This window comes from Dorea sp. OM07-5 (assembly GCF_003481355.1).
Taxonomy (GTDB): domain Bacteria; phylum Bacillota; class Clostridia; order Lachnospirales; family Lachnospiraceae; genus Dorea_D; species Dorea_D hominis.
Window position 1 is genome coordinate 153,828 of the sequence record NZ_QUKZ01000003.1, and the last position, 15,888, is coordinate 169,715.

A 15,888-nucleotide genomic window follows, 5' to 3' on the forward strand; every position below is an offset into this window, starting at 1 on the left:
TAACAAAAAAATAAATATGAGATGAGAATGCGAAGGATGAAAAAGCCTTCGCATTTTTTGATCTTTTTGTTGCTTTTCATTTTCTGGCAGGAGTGGTATAATGTTACCATATGTTGAAAAGTCTGAATTCACAAATTAGGGGATAGTCATGGAAGAAAAGAAGAAAGACAGACAGAAGATTCGATTGAAAGGACAGCTCAAATTCTATATGCAGTGGCCGGCGATCATGGCGGTCGTACTGGTAGCGCTTAACATATGGATTTATGCCATCAATAAGGGCGCAGGTCTTTTAATGGGTGTATTTGTGCTGATCTATATTATACTTTCGGCGGTTATGTATTTGTACACGAACTCGCTGATGGTAAAGGATCTGATCGAATTTGCTGCGCAATATGGCATTATACAGAATACGCTGCTGAAGGAACTGGCAGTTCCGTATGCGATTCTGCTTGAAGACGGGAAGATCATATGGCTGAACAGTCAGTTTGAAGAGCTGATAGGCGACCGTGCAAAAGGTGACACATATATCAGCAAGATCATGCCGGAACTGAACCGTTCTATTTACCCGCGTCAGGAGAATGATGTGGTACATATGGATGTGTTTTTTGAGGAACGGGAGTATCAGGCAGAACTCAGGAGAGTTTCTGCAAGAGGATTCAGCGAGAGGGAACAGGTTCTGGAACTGCCGGAGGAAAAAGAATATTTTATCGCTGTTTATTTACAGGATGTGACGAATCTGAATAAGGCGATCCGTGCAAATGAAGAACAGAGGCTTGTAGCGGGACTTATTTATATTGATAATTATGATGAAGTGATCAACAGTGTAGAAGAAGTCCGACAGTCACTTCTGATGGCGCTTGTGGATCGTAAGATCAATCAGTATATTGCCAAAGTAGATGGAATTGTGAAGAAGATGGAGAATGATAAATACTTTATCGTTGTCCAGAAACAATATTTCAAACAGCTGGAAGACGACCGTTTTTCGATTCTGGAAGATGTGAAGTCTGTGAATATAGGAAATGGAATACCGGCGACATTAAGTATCGGACTGGGACTTAGCAGTGAAGCATATTCGCAGAGTTATAACTATGCCCGTGTAGCTATTGACCTGGCACTTGCAAGAGGCGGCGATCAGGCGGTTATCAAAGACTGCAATGGAATTACATATTACGGTGGTAAGCGGGATCAGACTTCCCGTAATACACGTGTAAAAGCCCGCGTGAAAGCAGAAGCGCTGCGTGAGTTCATTACCGTCAAGGATAAGATCTTTGTTATGGGACATCAGCTTACAGACGTGGATTCTTTTGGTGCGGCGATCGGTATTTACCGTGCGGCAAACGCACTGGAGAAACGAGCATATATCGTTATCAACGAAGTGTCTGCCTCTCTGAAACCACTGTATACTGCTTATGAGAACAATCCGGATTATCCGGAGCGCCTGTTCCTAAATTCGGCAGAAGCGCTGGAACTCGCAGATGAAAGTTCGATGGTAGTTGTTGTGGATACGAACCGCCCGGGTATGACAGAATGTGAAGAACTGCTTCATGTTGCGAAGACGATCGTTGTGCTTGACCACCACAGACAGAGCAGTGATAATATTGACAATGCGCTGCTGTCTTACATTGAACCGTATGCGTCTTCGGCGTGCGAGATGGTTTCGGAAGTTCTGCAGTATATTGTGGATGATATTAAGATTCCGAATCTGGAGGCAAGCAGTCTCTATGCCGGTATTATGATCGACACGAATAATTTTATGAATAAGACAGGTGTGCGTACATTTGAAGCAGCCGCATTTCTGAGAAGAAGCGGTGCGGATATTACACTGGTGCGTAAGATGTTCCGTGACGATATGGAATCTTACCGTGCAAAAGCGCAGATCATCAGCAGTGCGGAAGTATACCATAACAAATATGCGATCGCCAGAGGAGAGAATCTGACGATTGAGAGCCCGACGATTATCGGTGCACAGGCGGCAAATGAATTATTGGATATTAACGAAGTGAAAGCTTCTTTTGTACTGACTACTTACAACGGAAGAATCTATGTAAGCGCCAGATCAATTGATGAAGTTAATGTACAGATCATTATGGAGCGTCTCGGCGGTGGCGGTCATATGAACGCATCCGGGGCACAGTTTGACCACACAGACATGGATGAGGCTGTTGCAGATTTGAAACAGGTCATCGATGACGTGATAGAAGGAGGAGAAATCGAATAATGAAAGTAATTTTAAAAGAAGATGTAAAATCCCTTGGGAAAAAAGGTGAGATTGTAAATGTAAGTGACGGATATGCAAGAAACTTTATCCTGAAGACAGGAAAAGGTATCGAAGCAAATACAAAGAACCTGAACGATCTGAAACTCAAGAAAGCAAATGATGACAAAGTAGCACAGGAGCATTACGAGGCTGCTGTAGAACTTGGCAAGAAGATCGAAGCAGGTAAGATCGAGGTTTCCATTAAGACAGGAGAAGGCGGAAAAGCCTTTGGTTCTGTATCTTCCAAAGAGATCGCAACAGAAGTAAAAGCACAGATGGAACTGGAAGTAGATAAGAAGAAAGTGCAGTTGAAAGATGCGATCAAAGCACTTGGAACATACGAAGTGCCGATCAAATTACATCCGAAAGTAACAGCCAAATTAAAGGTTGTCGTGAAAGAGGAAGCGTAGGAGGAAAACGATGGAAGAGACACTCATCAAACGGGTGATGCCTCACAGCGTGGAAGCAGAGCAGTCAGTAGTTGGTGCGATGCTGATGGACAAGGATGCCATTCTTGCAGCTTCGGAGATTATTTGCGGTGACGATTTTTACCAGAATGCGTACGGTGTAATCTTTGATTCTATGGTAGAGCTTTTTAATGAAGGCAAGCCGGTGGATCTGATCACTTTGCAGGAACGTCTGAAAGAGAAGGAAGTGCCGCCGGAGATCTCCAGTCTGGAATTTGTGCGTGATCTGGTTGCGGCAGTGCCGACATCGGCAAATGTGCGTTACTATGCGCAGATCGTATCGGATAAAGCAGTCATGCGTAAGCTGATCAAGATGAATGACGAGTTGTCGAATATCTGCTATGCGGGAAATGAACCACTGGAATCTGTGTTGGAGAAGACAGAAAAATCTGTATTTCAGCTACTTCAGAACCGGAATGCCGGAGAGTATGTGCCAATCAGACAGGTTGTTATGAATGCACTGGAGAAAGTTGAAAAAGCATCGAAGAGCAAGGGAACTGTTACGGGAATTCCGACCGGATTTATTGATCTGGATTATAAACTGTCCGGATTGCAGCCATCGGATCTCGTTCTGGTTGCGGCAAGACCTTCCATGGGTAAGACGGCGTTTGTTTTGAATATTGCACAGTACGTTGCATTTAAGAAAGATAAATGCACCGCTATTTTCAGCCTTGAGATGTCGAAGGAACAGCTGGTAAACCGACTGTTCTCGTTGGAATCACAGGTAGATGCGCAGGCACTCAGAACCGGTAATATGAAGGATTCTGACTGGGAGAAACTGATTGAAGCAGCAGGAATTATCGGGCAGTCGAATTTGATCATTGATGATACACCGAGTATTTCGATTTCAGAACTGCGGTCCAAATGCAGAAAATACAAGATGGAACACGGACTGGATTTGATCATCATTGACTACTTGCAGTTGATGAGCGGAAGTGTCGGAGGACGTTCCGAATCGAGACAGCAGGAGATTTCGGATATTTCCAGATCTTTAAAAGCGCTCGCCAGAGAGCTGAATGTGCCGGTGATCGCACTGTCACAGCTTAGCCGTGCAGTAGAACAGCGACCGGATAAGCGTCCAATGCTTTCGGATCTGCGTGAATCCGGAGCAATCGAACAGGATGCGGACGTTGTTATGTTTATTTATCGTGATGAATATTACAACAAAGATTCTGAATATAAGAAGCAGGCAGAGATTATTATTGCAAAACAAAGAAACGGCCCGGTAGGGACCGTTCATCTGGCTTGGCTCGGCGAATACACGAAGTTCGCAAATCTAAGCAGGCAGGAAAATACGCCTTAGTTTACTGACTGGACCGTGGTCTGCGGCGGCTCTCCGGAAGGATTGCTGTTGCCGGATTAGCTGGTCCAGTTTTTTAAACTCCTGTTCTTCCTGACGCTCCTTTGCATCCAGTAGGAATGACATTTCCTTACTGAACATGGAGAGTAGTACTTCGTTGTTATTTTCCAGCATCCGCTTCATATGTAACTGTTCTTTTGTGCGGCGGATATCCGGGATCAATGCTTTGAGTTCGGAAAAAGGTACTCCCTGTTCGTATAATTCTTTTACACAGTTATACAGTCTGGCATCGTCCTTTGTTTCACGTCTGAGTTGTTCCAGTGCCTTGCTCATTGTAAAACCCCCTTATTATAATAATAGAACTTCTGACGGGACAAGTATAGCATGTGCAATGTGCGAAATACGTCAAACGGTGAAAGGTGAATAAATAAAAACGAAGTTTCTTAATTACATGAAAAGAGCACTGCTCCCGGAAAATCCGGAAACAATGCTCTTTGTTACGTTCATATGAATAACGATTAGCCCTGAGAGATAGCTCCTGTAGGACACTGAGCTGCACAAGCTCCACAGTCAACACAAGAATCAGCATTGATCTCGTAATGATCTGCTCCCTGAGAAATAGCTCCTACTGGACATTCTGCTTCGCATGCTCCACAGCTAACACATTCATCACCAATTACGTGTGCCATAGGTATGTACCTCCTTTTTATGATTGACAATTTACGTCTCTCACTATAATAATACAAATGAAAAAAATATACAAGAGGACAAAAGAAAAATCAATTCAAAAGAAAATTTAAGAATTTTTTCAACAAATTTTCAAAATTATGGTGTATAGTGTTTGTTGTTAAGATTACATCTGCATTTAATAATATGAAAAAAATGTGACAGATCAGAAGAGGGAGAGAAGAAATCATGAAAAATTTCAAAAAGATCGTTGCGTTATTGATAAGCATAACACTTCTGGCAGCAGGATGCGGTTTGCAGAAGAGTTCTTCTGAAGAGGAGAAAGAAACGACGAAGAAAGCAGAGAATAAAAAAATTACTAAAGAAGAATCTGCGCAGGCGAAGCTGGATGTGGTTAATCCGGCTGCTTACAATAATGCAAAAGGATTAAAACTGGAAAAAGGAACTTATATTTCTATTATAGGTAAGGCGAGTACCGGTGAGTACTGGAGCGAAGTAAAGAAAGGTGTAGAGAAAGCCACTGATGATATCAATGAGAATCTGGGCTATACAGGCAAAGATAAAGTGAAAATAACTTTCAATGCACCGGCGGATGCGGACGATGTAGACCAGCAGGTGAATCTTCTGGACGAAGAACTGGCGAGAGAGCCGGCGGCACTTGCAATTTCCATAGCCGATGAGCAGTCCTGTAAAGTACAGTTTGATATGGCGGCAGACAATGAGATCCCGATCGTGGCATATGACTGCGGAAGTGATTATCAGGGACTGATGGCAACGGTATCGACAGATAACACCAAGTCGGCAAAAGAAGCAGCAGATAAACTGGCAGAGGCGATGAGCAGCAAAGGAAAGGTTCTTATCCTTGCACATGATTCAAAATCCATGGCGGCAAAAGAGAGAGTTGCAGGATTCAAGGCAGAATTAAAAAAGAAATATCCAAAGATGTCAGTTGCAAGCGTTTATTATATGGATAACATTGAAAAATTACAGAAAAATGTTGCTGCTGAGATCAACACTGGTACTTATGCAAGAAGTACGGACGGAGACGCAAGACTGCGTACCGGTGATGAGAAAATCAATCCGACTGATATCACAGAAGATGATATCATTGATTATTATTTGCAGAAACATCCAGATGTGTGCGGATGCTTTGCAACGAACGCGACTGCTGTAAAGACCATTGTTTCCGGCATGGACAGAACAAAAAAAGACAATGTTATGGTAGTTGGCTATGATGCAGACAAAGAAGAAATCGATATGCTCAAAAAAGGAAAAGTTGATGGCCTGGTTGTACAGAATCCATACGCAATGGGATATGCATCTGTGATTGCAGCGGCGAGATCAGCCCTTTCCATGGGAAATGAATCTGTCGTGGATACCGGATATACATGGATTACGAAGAGTAATCTGAATGATAATGAAGTTAAGAAAATGCTATATAATGAATAAAGAAAATGAACTGTGAGAGTACACAATGAAAAGTGATCGGCAAACATCATAAAATAAGAAACGCAAGGGAGGAACAGAAAATGAACAGAGAACAGGCATATGAGATTTTACACAAATATATGAAAGGAGAGCGTTACCTTCAACATTCTTATGCAGTGGAAGCGATTATGAGAGGGCTTGCGAAGAAACTGGCTCCGGATGATGTGGAATACTGGGGAATCGCAGGACTTCTGCATGACCTGGATGAGGAACAGTGCGACTGGCAGAATGACCTGAGCGTACACGGACCGACTTCTGTGGAAATCCTGAAAAAAGAAGGTGTGGAAGATCAGGTGCTGTTTGATGCGATCTGTGCACACAATCCGAAAAGCGGAGTGAAGGCAAAGACAAATATCCAGTATGCACTTCTGGCAGCAGATCCGATGAGCGGATTTGTAAAGGCTGTAGCACAGATTTATCCGGATAAAAAAGTCGCAAGTGTAAAACATAAATCCGTGATGAAACGATTTAACGAATTGCGTTTTGCAGCAGGCGCTAACAGAGATTATATGGAAGCAATCGAATTTACAGGTCTGAGCCTGGACAATCTGATCGATGTGGCGCTGGAAGAAATGTGTGCGATTGCAGATGAACTGGGACTTTAAAACGTGACGCTTTACAGTGAAAAAGCAAGAGAAAGGTTCCGCTAAAAAAACAGGAAAAACTAGTGAAAACCCTTGACAACAGCGAGGATTCGTACTAAGATAAACAGGCGTGCATGAAAATGCATTGTGTTTTTGTGCGCCAAAGATTCATGAAAATGAAGCAGCTTATTAAAATCATAGGAGGTGAAAGAGAATGCCAACATTTAACCAGTTAGTAAAGAAGGGACGTCAGACATCTGTAAAGAAGTCTACAGCTCCAGCGCTTCAGAAAGGGTATAACTCTTTAAGAAAGAGAAGTACAGACGCATCTTCCCCACAGAAGAGAGGTGTATGTACAGCTGTTAAGACAGCAACACCGAAGAAGCCTAACTCAGCACTTAGAAAAATCGCCAGAGTTCGTCTTTCAAACGGTATTGAAGTAACAAGCTACATCCCAGGTGAAGGACACAACCTTCAGGAGCATAGCGTTGTTCTGATTCGTGGAGGAAGAGTAAAAGACCTTCCAGGTACACGTTATCACATCGTCAGAGGTACACTTGATACAGCAGGTGTAGCCAAGAGAAGACAGGCACGTTCTAAATACGGTGCTAAGAGACCAAAAGACGCTAAGAAATAAATCAAATAATTAGCGAATCTAGAATCTAGAAACTGTAGTCACAAACAGAACTATGATTAAGTAAGCTGCAAGGTATATAGATATGTATGCCCAGCGCTACACATGATCATTAGAAAGACACATGTGAGTACCGATGAATTAAATTATATGTTTAAGGAGGGAAGGACCGTGCCACGTAAAGGACATACTCAGAAAAGAGACGTATTAGCGGATCCGTTATACAACAATAAAGTGGTTACAAAGCTGATCAACAACATCATGCTTGATGGTAAGAAAGGCGTAGCTCAGAAGATTGTATATGGAGCATTTGAAAGAATTGCGGAAAAAGCCGATAAGCCAGCTATCGAAGTATTCGAAGAGGCTATGAACAACATCATGCCAGTACTTGAGGTAAAGGCAAGACGTATCGGTGGAGCAACATACCAGGTACCGATCGAGGTTAGAGCTGACAGAAGACAGGCTTTAGCACTTCGTTGGATCACATTGTATTCTCGTAAAAGAGGAGAAAAGACAATGGAAGAGAGACTGGCAAACGAACTTCTGGATGCAGCAAACAATACAGGCGCATCTGTAAAGAAGAAAGAAGATATGCACAAGATGGCAGAAGCAAACAAAGCATTTGCTCATTATCGTTTCTAATTATTTAGGAGGCTACAATGGCTGGAAGAGAATACCCATTAGAGAGAACCAGAAATATCGGTATCATGGCTCATATTGATGCAGGAAAGACTACACTTACAGAGCGTATTCTTTACTATACCGGTGTAAACTATAAAATTGGTGATACTCATGAAGGAACTGCTACCATGGACTGGATGGAACAGGAGCAGGAAAGAGGTATCACAATCACTTCAGCAGCTACAACTTGTCACTGGACATTGGAAGAGAATTGCAAACCGAAACCGGGCGCTTTAGAGCACCGTATCAATATCATTGATACACCGGGACACGTTGACTTTACAGTTGAGGTTGAGCGTTCACTTCGTGTACTTGACGGAGCTGTAGGTGTGTTCTGCGCAAAGGGTGGTGTTGAGCCACAGTCAGAGAACGTTTGGCGTCAGGCTGACACATATAACGTACCACGTATGGCATTCATCAATAAGATGGATATCCTTGGTGCAGATTTTTACAATGCCGTAGAGCAGATTAAGACAAGACTTGGCAAGAATGCTATCTGTCTGCAGCTGCCAATCGGTAAAGAAGATGATTTCAAGGGAATCATTGACCTGATGGAAATGAAAGCTTACATCTACAATGATGAAAAAGGTGATGACATTTCTATCGTAGATATTCCGGAAGATATGAAAGATGATGCAGAACTTTATCGTACAGAATTAGTAGAGAAGATCTGTGATCTGGATGATGATCTTATGATGGAGTATCTGGAAGGAAACGAACCTTCTATCGAAGATATGAAGAAAGTTTTAAGAAAAGCTACATGTGAGTGTACAGCTGTTCCGGTATGCTGCGGATCTGCTTACAGAAACAAAGGTGTACAGAAACTGTTGGATGCTATTCTTGAATACATGCCGGCTCCGACAGACATTCCTCCAATCGAGGGTGTTGACGAAGACGGAAATGATGTTGTAAGACATTCTTCAGACGAAGAACCGTTCTCAGCACTTGCATTTAAGATTATGACAGACCCATTCGTTGGTAAACTGGCATACTTCAGAGTTTACTCTGGTACAATGAACGCAGGTTCCTATGTACTGAATGCAACAAAGAACAAAAAAGAGCGTGTGGGACGTATCCTGCAGATGCATGCTAATAAGAGAGAAGAACTTTCAAAAGTATATTCTGGAGATATTGCTGCAGCAATCGGATTTAAGTTCACTTCAACAGGTGATACAATCTGTGACGAGCAGCATCCGGTAATTCTGGAGTCCATGGAATTCCCAGAGCCGGTTATCGAGCTCGCTATCGAGCCTAAGACAAAAGCTTCTCAGGGTAAACTTGGTGAGTCTTTAGCAAAACTTGCTGAAGAAGACCCGACATTCCGTGCTCATACAGATCAGGAAACTGGTCAGACAATCATCGCCGGAATGGGTGAGCTTCACCTGGAAATCATCGTAGACAGACTTCTGCGTGAGTTTAAGGTAGAGGCTAATGTGGGTGCTCCACAGGTTGCTTACAAAGAAGCATTTACAAAAGCAGTTGACGTTGACAGCAAATATGCTAAACAGTCAGGTGGACGTGGACAGTACGGACACTGTAAAGTTAAATTTGAGCCAATGGATGTTAACGGTGAGGAGACATTCAAATTCGAATCTTCTGTAGTCGGAGGAGCTATTCCGAAAGAATACATTCCGAAGATCGGTGAAGGTATCGAAGAGGCTATGCAGTCTGGTATCCTTGGAGGATTCCCGGTTGTTGGTCTTAAGGCTAACGTATATGATGGTTCTTACCATGAAGTCGATTCAAGTGAAATGGCATTCCACATTGCCGGATCATTAGCATTCAAGGATGCTATGAAGAAGGCATCTCCGGTACTTCTTGAGCCTATTATGAAGGTTGAAGTTACTATGCCGGAAGAGTACATGGGTGACGTTATTGGTGACATTAACTCACGTCGTGGACGTATCGAAGGAATGGATGATCTTGGCGGCGGTAAGATCGTTCGTGGATATGTTCCGTTGTCCGAGATGTTCGGATATTCTACAGATCTTCGTTCCAGAACACAGGGACGTGGTAACTACTCAATGTTCTTCGAGAAATATGAACCAGTTCCGAAGTCTGTACAGGAAAAAGTATTATCCAGCAAAAACGACTAATAATCGTTAAAAAGCTTGAAAAAAGCTTGAAAAGTGCTTGAAAAACCTACTGATATGAAATATAATCAGAGATAGCCGAGCAAACGTAAATTATAAATTTGCCTTTTATGGCACTATAATAAGGAGGATTATTCAAAATGGCTAAAGCTAAATTTGAAAGAACAAAACCGCATTGTAATATCGGTACTATCGGTCACGTTGACCACGGTAAAACAACTCTTACAGCTGCTATCACAAAAACTCTTTCTCAGAGAGTAGCAGGAAACGCTGCTGTAGATTTTGAAAACATTGATAAGGCTCCAGAAGAGAGAGAGCGTGGAATCACTATTTCTACAGCTCACGTTGAGTATGAGACAGAGAAACGTCACTATGCACACGTTGACTGCCCAGGACATGCTGACTACGTTAAGAACATGATCACTGGTGCTGCTCAGATGGATGGAGCTATCCTTGTTGTAGCTGCTACTGATGGTGTTATGGCTCAGACAAGAGAGCATATCCTGCTTTCTCGTCAGGTAGGTGTACCGTACATCGTAGTATTCATGAACAAATGTGATATGGTAGATGACGAAGAACTTCTTGAATTAGTAGAGATGGAAATTCGTGAACTGTTAGACGAGTATGAATTCCCAGGAGATGACACACCGATCATCCAGGGATCAGCTCTTAAAGCTCTTGAAGATCCTTCAGGAGAGTGGGGAGACAAGATCATGGAACTTATGGATGCTGTTGACAGCTACATTCCAGACCCACAGCGTGCAACAGACCAGCCATTCCTGATGCCTGTAGAGGATGTATTCTCTATCACAGGACGTGGAACAGTTGCTACTGGTAGAGTAGAGCGTGGTGTTCTTCATGTATCTGACGAGGTTGAAATCGTTGGTATTCACGAAGAAACAAAGAAAACTGTTGTAACAGGTGTTGAGATGTTCCGTAAGCTTCTTGATGAGGCTCAGGCTGGAGATAACATCGGAGCTCTGCTTCGTGGTATCCAGAGAACTGAAATCGAAAGAGGACAGGTTCTTGTTAAACCAGGTTCAGTAACATGCCACCACAAATTCACAGCTCAGGTTTATGTACTGACAAAAGATGAAGGTGGACGTCATACTCCATTCTTCAACAACTATCGTCCACAGTTCTACTTCAGAACAACAGACGTAACAGGTGTTTGCGATCTGCCAGAAGGTGTAGAAATGTGCATGCCTGGAGATAACGTAGAAATGACAATCGAACTGATCCATCCAGTAGCTATGGAGCAGGGACTTCGTTTCGCTATCCGTGAAGGTGGACGTACTGTAGGATCAGGACGTGTTGCTACAATCATCGAGTAATACAATCTGAAAATAGATTTGTTATCGCAAGATAACTTGTGTCCAAACGTAAGATACCCCAGAAACCTTGTGTTTCTGGGGTTTTTCTGTACTCTAAGAAAAGAATTGTTTGTAAAATTATCAGATTAGAAACAGTGAAACGTTTATCAGAAAGATGAAATACGGATAAATTTAAAATTGAAAAATCAGTCTAGCGGTGCCAAAACGGTGCCAAAAAGAAACTCCTGCGAATATTTGCTATTCACAGGAGTAATTTTTTTACCAGCCTTTGATCTGTTTGATCTGTTCAGCACGTTCCGGATCACGATGATATTGCAGTTTCAGACGGATCGTTTCCACAACTTCCTGTCTGGCTTCATCATCAAGCTGATAGAACGATGTGAGCAGATTATCTACATCAGGCATACTGTTCTTACCGAAAAGATACATCAACGGGTACATAGAATTTTTTAAATAAGTCTTTACACGGCTTGCGTCTAATGCTCCGTTCAAACCGTCTGGAAGTGTAGGATAAATCTCTTCTTCCTTAATTGTGCCAGAAAATGGACTGGCAGAACATATCTCATTCACATCAATTTGTAATTCATTTGCAAGTCTTAAAGCAAAATCAAATCGAATATTGGAATCTTTTTGAATAATTGAATATAAGGTTGTGGCACTGATTCCGGTTGCCTTTGCAATTTTACGGACATTTGTGCCGTTTTCATCAAGATATTTCTTTAAATTTTTACCGTCACCCATAGAATCCTCCTTTTTCATATATTGCAAAATTACGAAAAACATAAATCTATAGAATATCATAGCACAGACCTGGAATAAAATAAAGAGAAAATAATATACGAAGTTCGTAAAAATATGTTTACGAAATATTGACAATGAAATAAATACATGATATTATCAATTTACGAAAATCGTACAGACATAGAAATACAGTAAACGTATTCTGTATCTGGAGAGGAAAGGAGGATGCAGTATGGCAAGCTACAATTATATGATGAGTGCTGATGAAGTGGCACAGGAATTAAACTGCTCAAAATCTTATGCTTATAAACTGGTGAAAGCTATGAATAAGGAACTGGCTGCACAGGGATATATTACGATGGCTGGAAGAATACCAAAGGCGTTTTGGGCAAAAAAGATGTATGGCTATGAAATAGCAGGAAATTAGGGAGGATTAATATGGCTTACAGAGAAAAAGACACAAAAAAATGGACAGCCCAGTGGTTTGAGACAAATGTTATGGGTGAGAAGAAAAAACGCAGAAAGCGTGGATTTGAAACAAAGCGAGAAGCATTGGAGTTTGAACGAAGTAAAAAGTTGAGCACTGAGCGAAGTATGGATATGAAACTGAGCGATTTTATTGAGATTTATTTTTCAGACAAACAGAATGACCTAAAAGATCGAACAATCAAAAATAAAAGATATATGATGCAACAGCATATCGTTCCATACTTTGGAAATCAGATGATGAGTGAGATCAAGGCTTCACAGATTATTCAGTGGCAGAATGAAATTCAGAAAAAAGGATATTCAGATTCTTATCTGAGAATGATTCAGAATCAGTTGACCAGTCTGTTTACACATGCAGCTAAAATATATGATTTGCCAGTTAATCCATGCAAGAAAGTGAAACGAATGGGAAATTCGGATTCGAGAAGTTTGAACTTCTGGACACTGGACGAGTACAAACAGTTTATACAGACAATGGAGCCGGGAACAAGATATTATCTTATATTTGAGATGCTGTTCTGGACTGGGTGCAGGATTGGGGAGCTGCTTGCGATTACAAAAGCTGATATCAATTTTGAAAAGAATCAGCTTAGTATCAATAAGACTTATTACCGAACAGGAATGCAGGATATTATCACAGAACCAAAAACAAAACAGTCATTTCGAACAATCGAAATTCCAGAATTTTTGAAAGAGGAAATTAAGGAATTTGTAGATGGTCACTACGGAATGCCGGATACAGAAAGATTGTTTCCAGTTGTTCAGGAAGCGGTACAGCATAAGATGAAACGGCAGATTGAACTGGCAGGAGTAAAGAAAATCCGAGTGCATGATCTCAGACACAGTCATGTGGCTTATCTCATTGAGAAAGGTGTAGAACCGTTACTGATCCGGGACAGATTGGGTCATAAAGATATTCGTATCACATTGAATACTTATGGACATCTTTATCCAAATCAGCAGAGGAAGATTGCAAATCTGCTGGATAATGAAAATGCAGTTACCGGATTGGGAGAAGAAAGAGATGAATGTTGAAAAGGCAAAAGAAAAAGCCCAGATAAATAATCTGAGCAAGTTCTCTGATAATCAGATTAACTGATATACCATCTTGGCAGATTCAGTATATCACGAATCGAGAAATACGACAATTCCCGAATATCTGTTCATCAGAGACTTGCCCGGAAGGGCAGGAGGAGATGATGGAATGAATATGAATGAAAAAAACAAAATTAAGAATTGCAGAATAGAACCAAAACTGAAACTGATCAATATGGATTCAGTAGAGGTGGAACAGGTAGAATGGCTGCTTTATCCGTTTATTCCTTATGGAAAAGTGACCATTATACAGGGAGATCCAGGAGAAGGAAAGACAACAATGGTACTTCAGATTATTGCAAAACTGACCAGAGGAGAGCCGATTCTTCCTGTTACTGATACAACAAAAGAAAAACGAAGTGATGAAGTCGGTAGTGAGAATGAAGATCTAGATGCCAAAGATAATATTCAGGAACAGTCTTCTATGTCACCTGTAAATGTGATTTATCAGACAGCGGAAGATGGTCTAGGAGATACTATCAAACCCAGATTACTTGCTGCAGGTGCAGATTGTTCGAGGGTGCTGGTGATTGATGACAGTGACCAGCCACTGACAATGGCAGATGCCAGATTAGAAGAAGCAATCGTGCAGACAAAAGCCAAAATGGTTGTTCTTGATCCGATTCAGGGATTCCTGGGAGCAGAGGTAGACATGCACAGGGCAAATGAGATCAGGCCATTGATGAAGCGTGTCGCAGTGCTGGCAGAAAAATATCATTGTGCAGTCATTTTAATCGGTCATATGAACAAAAACAGTAACGGCAAATCTTCTTATCGAGGACTTGGCTCCATTGATTTTCAGGCTGCTGCAAGAAGTGTCCTGATTGTCGGGCGAGTGAAAGATGAACCAGAAGTAAGAGTGGTATGTCATACGAAGAGTTCTCTTGCACCGGAAGGAACGTCCATTGCATTCAGACTGGATAAGAATAATGGCTTTGAATGGATTGGAGAATATGATATCAGTGCCGATGAACTTCTTAATGGAGACGGCAGAGGGCAGAAAAGTCGGAAAGCAAAAGAATTTCTCCTTGAAATACTGGCAAATGGAGGAATGACTCAAAAGAAAATTGCAGAAGAAGCCGAAACCAGAGGAATAAAAAGTAAAACGTTATGGAATGCCAAACGGGAACTTGAAATTGATTCTGTAAAACGTGGAAAGCAATGGTATTGGATGCTGCCAGAATAAAAATGGAAGATGGCAAGATTACCATTTCTTAAGAAGAGGGAATCTTGCCACCTTGAAAGGAGAACAGATGCAAAATAAAAATGTACAGATTCCATACGAGTTATTTTTTCAACTCCTGCAATATTTTTTGATGGATAACTACGATGGCGAAGAAATAATCCGGTTGGGATTGGAGAAAAAACTGGATGCAATGGTGAATCGTGAAGTGTATAGCAAATCCAAAACAGCACCAACGGAAGAAGAAAGGGAAAAGTTCCGGCAGGAATATCTGGACAGACGGGGAATACCGGAGAACTTTCGATGGTAAAGGTTCTTTCTGACTACTTTATTACAGGAGCGTGTCACGCACCTGTAGATAGCAGACAAGTAGAAAGCTGGTAAGATGTAGCCGGGAGTTTGTTGGTGGAGAAGAGAATTTTCAAAAGGGAGCCCTGATTCAGGGCGTCCCTGCGGAAACGCTAAATGAAAGGAGAATGGCATAATGCGAGAAGGAAGATTAGGATATAACAGTTATAACAAAAGATATGGATTATTATCATCAGATCTATGGATTGATACAGGATTTCACTGTGGAGAATGCCTGGAAGTGTTGCTTGATGATGAATGGGTTCAGACTAGAATGGAAATGAATCCTGCAAGAGAATGGTATCTTGTAGGAACACCGTATTGTGGTGATCTGGAATATATCCGGGCAAGGATACCGGGATAATTCAGCCATACAAGTAACGCAGGAGTGAACCGACCAACGGGAGGAATAGCCCCCGGCAGGGCGCAAGGGTACTTTTGATGGACGGTACGGCTGTCGAAAGTGCTTTTGCGTTACTTTTGACAAAAGTAACAAAACCGCCGTAT

17 protein-coding genes are annotated in these 15,888 nt (G+C 41.8%); 14 read left to right on the forward strand and 3 right to left on the reverse strand.

Annotation, left to right across the window (positions count from 1 at the left end):
* The first annotated feature begins 148 nt into the window (after nucleotides 1-148).
* Genes DXC04_RS04050 through dnaB form a run of 3 tightly spaced genes read left to right on the forward strand, consistent with a single transcriptional unit; the run spans nucleotide 149 to nucleotide 4,027 of the window.
* On the forward strand, nucleotides 149-2,218 hold the full coding sequence (locus DXC04_RS04050) for a DHH family phosphoesterase (RefSeq protein WP_118660059.1): 2,070 nt from the start codon (nucleotides 149-151) through the stop codon (nucleotides 2,216-2,218).
* Nucleotides 2,218-2,667, forward strand: a complete 450-nt coding sequence (gene rplI / locus DXC04_RS04055; RefSeq protein ID WP_021861473.1) for a 50S ribosomal protein L9 — start codon at nucleotides 2,218-2,220, stop codon at nucleotides 2,665-2,667. The genes DXC04_RS04050 and rplI overlap by 1 nt, the downstream gene beginning before the upstream one ends.
* 10 nt (nucleotides 2,668-2,677) lie before the next feature.
* A complete protein-coding gene (dnaB, locus tag DXC04_RS04060; protein WP_021861472.1) occupies nucleotides 2,678-4,027 on the forward strand; it encodes a replicative DNA helicase in 1,350 nt (449 codons plus the stop codon).
* Here the strand turns inward: dnaB and DXC04_RS04065 are convergent.
* Entirely contained in the window at nucleotides 4,001-4,357 is a 357-nt protein-coding gene (locus DXC04_RS04065; RefSeq protein WP_021861471.1) for a hypothetical protein, read from the reverse strand. The two genes, dnaB and DXC04_RS04065, sit on opposite strands and share 27 nt — an antisense overlap.
* A gap of 185 nt (nucleotides 4,358-4,542) precedes the next feature.
* Nucleotides 4,543-4,713 carry a DUF362 domain-containing protein gene (locus DXC04_RS04070; protein ID WP_021861470.1) on the reverse strand — a complete coding sequence of 57 codons (171 nt, stop codon included), beginning with the start codon at nucleotides 4,711-4,713 and terminating at the stop codon, nucleotides 4,543-4,545.
* 226 nt (nucleotides 4,714-4,939) lie between these two features.
* Here DXC04_RS04070 and DXC04_RS04075 point away from each other — a divergent pair, with 226 nt between their 5' ends.
* The 6 genes from DXC04_RS04075 to tuf all read left to right on the forward strand — a co-directional run bounded on the left by DXC04_RS04075 (nucleotide 4,940) and on the right by tuf (nucleotide 11,525).
* The gene (locus DXC04_RS04075) at nucleotides 4,940-6,160 is read left to right on the forward strand and encodes a substrate-binding domain-containing protein (protein ID WP_118660061.1); all 1,221 of its coding nucleotides are present in this window, start codon (nucleotides 4,940-4,942) and stop codon (nucleotides 6,158-6,160) included.
* Nucleotides 6,161-6,240: 80 nt separating this feature from the next.
* Entirely contained in the window at nucleotides 6,241-6,804 is a 564-nt protein-coding gene (locus tag DXC04_RS04080) for an HD domain-containing protein (RefSeq protein WP_021861468.1), read from the forward strand.
* Between the two features lie 193 nt (nucleotides 6,805-6,997).
* Nucleotides 6,998-7,420 (forward strand): 30S ribosomal protein S12, encoded by a 423-nt coding sequence (gene rpsL / locus DXC04_RS04085; protein WP_021861467.1) that lies wholly within the window; start codon nucleotides 6,998-7,000, stop codon nucleotides 7,418-7,420.
* Nucleotides 7,421-7,588: 168 nt separating this feature from the next.
* Nucleotides 7,589-8,059, forward strand: a complete 471-nt coding sequence (rpsG, locus tag DXC04_RS04090) for a 30S ribosomal protein S7 (protein ID WP_021861466.1) — start codon at nucleotides 7,589-7,591, stop codon at nucleotides 8,057-8,059.
* Nucleotides 8,060-8,076: 17 nt separating this feature from the next.
* Nucleotides 8,077-10,194 (forward strand): elongation factor G, encoded by a 2,118-nt coding sequence (gene fusA, locus DXC04_RS04095; protein WP_118519782.1) that lies wholly within the window; start codon nucleotides 8,077-8,079, stop codon nucleotides 10,192-10,194.
* A gap of 137 nt (nucleotides 10,195-10,331) precedes the next feature.
* Nucleotides 10,332-11,525 (forward strand): elongation factor Tu, encoded by a 1,194-nt coding sequence (gene tuf / locus DXC04_RS04100; protein ID WP_118660063.1) that lies wholly within the window; start codon nucleotides 10,332-10,334, stop codon nucleotides 11,523-11,525.
* A gap of 258 nt (nucleotides 11,526-11,783) precedes the next feature.
* Here the strand turns inward: tuf and DXC04_RS04105 are convergent, their stop codons facing one another.
* Nucleotides 11,784-12,266, reverse strand: a complete 483-nt coding sequence (locus DXC04_RS04105) for a helix-turn-helix domain-containing protein (RefSeq protein ID WP_118660065.1) — start codon at nucleotides 12,264-12,266, stop codon at nucleotides 11,784-11,786.
* Nucleotides 12,267-12,498: 232 nt separating this feature from the next.
* On the opposite strand from DXC04_RS04105, the gene DXC04_RS04110 reads away from it, so the two are divergent.
* The 5 genes from DXC04_RS04110 (at nucleotide 12,499) to DXC04_RS04130 (ending at nucleotide 15,745) form a co-directional block, all read left to right on the forward strand.
* A complete protein-coding gene (locus DXC04_RS04110) occupies nucleotides 12,499-12,693 on the forward strand; it encodes a hypothetical protein (protein WP_055258613.1) in 195 nt (64 codons plus the stop codon).
* Nucleotides 12,694-12,704: 11 nt separating this feature from the next.
* Nucleotides 12,705-13,790 carry a site-specific integrase gene (locus DXC04_RS04115; RefSeq protein WP_055258611.1) on the forward strand — a complete coding sequence of 362 codons (1,086 nt, stop codon included), beginning with the start codon at nucleotides 12,705-12,707 and terminating at the stop codon, nucleotides 13,788-13,790.
* Nucleotides 13,791-13,959: 169 nt separating this feature from the next.
* Nucleotides 13,960-15,036, forward strand: coding sequence for an AAA family ATPase (locus tag DXC04_RS04120; protein WP_055258609.1), 1,077 nt, complete (start codon nucleotides 13,960-13,962; stop codon nucleotides 15,034-15,036).
* 67 nt (nucleotides 15,037-15,103) lie between these two features.
* Entirely contained in the window at nucleotides 15,104-15,343 is a 240-nt protein-coding gene (locus DXC04_RS04125) for a hypothetical protein (RefSeq protein WP_055258607.1), read from the forward strand.
* A gap of 174 nt (nucleotides 15,344-15,517) precedes the next feature.
* Nucleotides 15,518-15,745 (forward strand): DUF5348 domain-containing protein, encoded by a 228-nt coding sequence (locus DXC04_RS04130; protein ID WP_055258605.1) that lies wholly within the window; start codon nucleotides 15,518-15,520, stop codon nucleotides 15,743-15,745.
* Nucleotides 15,746-15,888: the final 143 nt, after the last annotated feature.

Excerpts from the sequence above, each read along its gene's own strand:
- DXC04_RS04050 (WP_118660059.1), top strand. The coding sequence starts at position 149 with ATGGAAGAAAAGAAGAAAGACAGACAGAAGATTCGATTGAAAGGACAG.
- DXC04_RS04125 (WP_055258607.1), top strand. The coding sequence starts at position 15,104 with ATGCAAAATAAAAATGTACAGATTCCATACGAGTTATTTTTTCAACTC.
- dnaB (WP_021861472.1), top strand. The coding sequence starts at position 2,678 with ATGGAAGAGACACTCATCAAACGGGTGATGCCTCACAGCGTGGAAGCA.
- DXC04_RS04120 (WP_055258609.1), top strand. The coding sequence starts at position 13,960 with ATGAATATGAATGAAAAAAACAAAATTAAGAATTGCAGAATAGAACCA.
- DXC04_RS04065 (WP_021861471.1), bottom strand. The coding sequence starts at position 4,357 with ATGAGCAAGGCACTGGAACAACTCAGACGTGAAACAAAGGACGATGCC.
- tuf (WP_118660063.1), top strand. The coding sequence starts at position 10,332 with ATGGCTAAAGCTAAATTTGAAAGAACAAAACCGCATTGTAATATCGGT.
- DXC04_RS04080 (WP_021861468.1), top strand. The coding sequence starts at position 6,241 with ATGAACAGAGAACAGGCATATGAGATTTTACACAAATATATGAAAGGA.
- DXC04_RS04070 (WP_021861470.1), bottom strand. The coding sequence starts at position 4,713 with ATGGCACACGTAATTGGTGATGAATGTGTTAGCTGTGGAGCATGCGAA.
- DXC04_RS04105 (WP_118660065.1), bottom strand. The coding sequence starts at position 12,266 with ATGGGTGACGGTAAAAATTTAAAGAAATATCTTGATGAAAACGGCACA.
- rpsL (WP_021861467.1), top strand. The coding sequence starts at position 6,998 with ATGCCAACATTTAACCAGTTAGTAAAGAAGGGACGTCAGACATCTGTA.
- DXC04_RS04075 (WP_118660061.1), top strand. The coding sequence starts at position 4,940 with ATGAAAAATTTCAAAAAGATCGTTGCGTTATTGATAAGCATAACACTT.
- DXC04_RS04130 (WP_055258605.1), top strand. The coding sequence starts at position 15,518 with ATGCGAGAAGGAAGATTAGGATATAACAGTTATAACAAAAGATATGGA.
- fusA (WP_118519782.1), top strand. The coding sequence starts at position 8,077 with ATGGCTGGAAGAGAATACCCATTAGAGAGAACCAGAAATATCGGTATC.
- DXC04_RS04115 (WP_055258611.1), top strand. The coding sequence starts at position 12,705 with ATGGCTTACAGAGAAAAAGACACAAAAAAATGGACAGCCCAGTGGTTT.
- rplI (WP_021861473.1), top strand. The coding sequence starts at position 2,218 with ATGAAAGTAATTTTAAAAGAAGATGTAAAATCCCTTGGGAAAAAAGGT.
- DXC04_RS04110 (WP_055258613.1), top strand. The coding sequence starts at position 12,499 with ATGGCAAGCTACAATTATATGATGAGTGCTGATGAAGTGGCACAGGAA.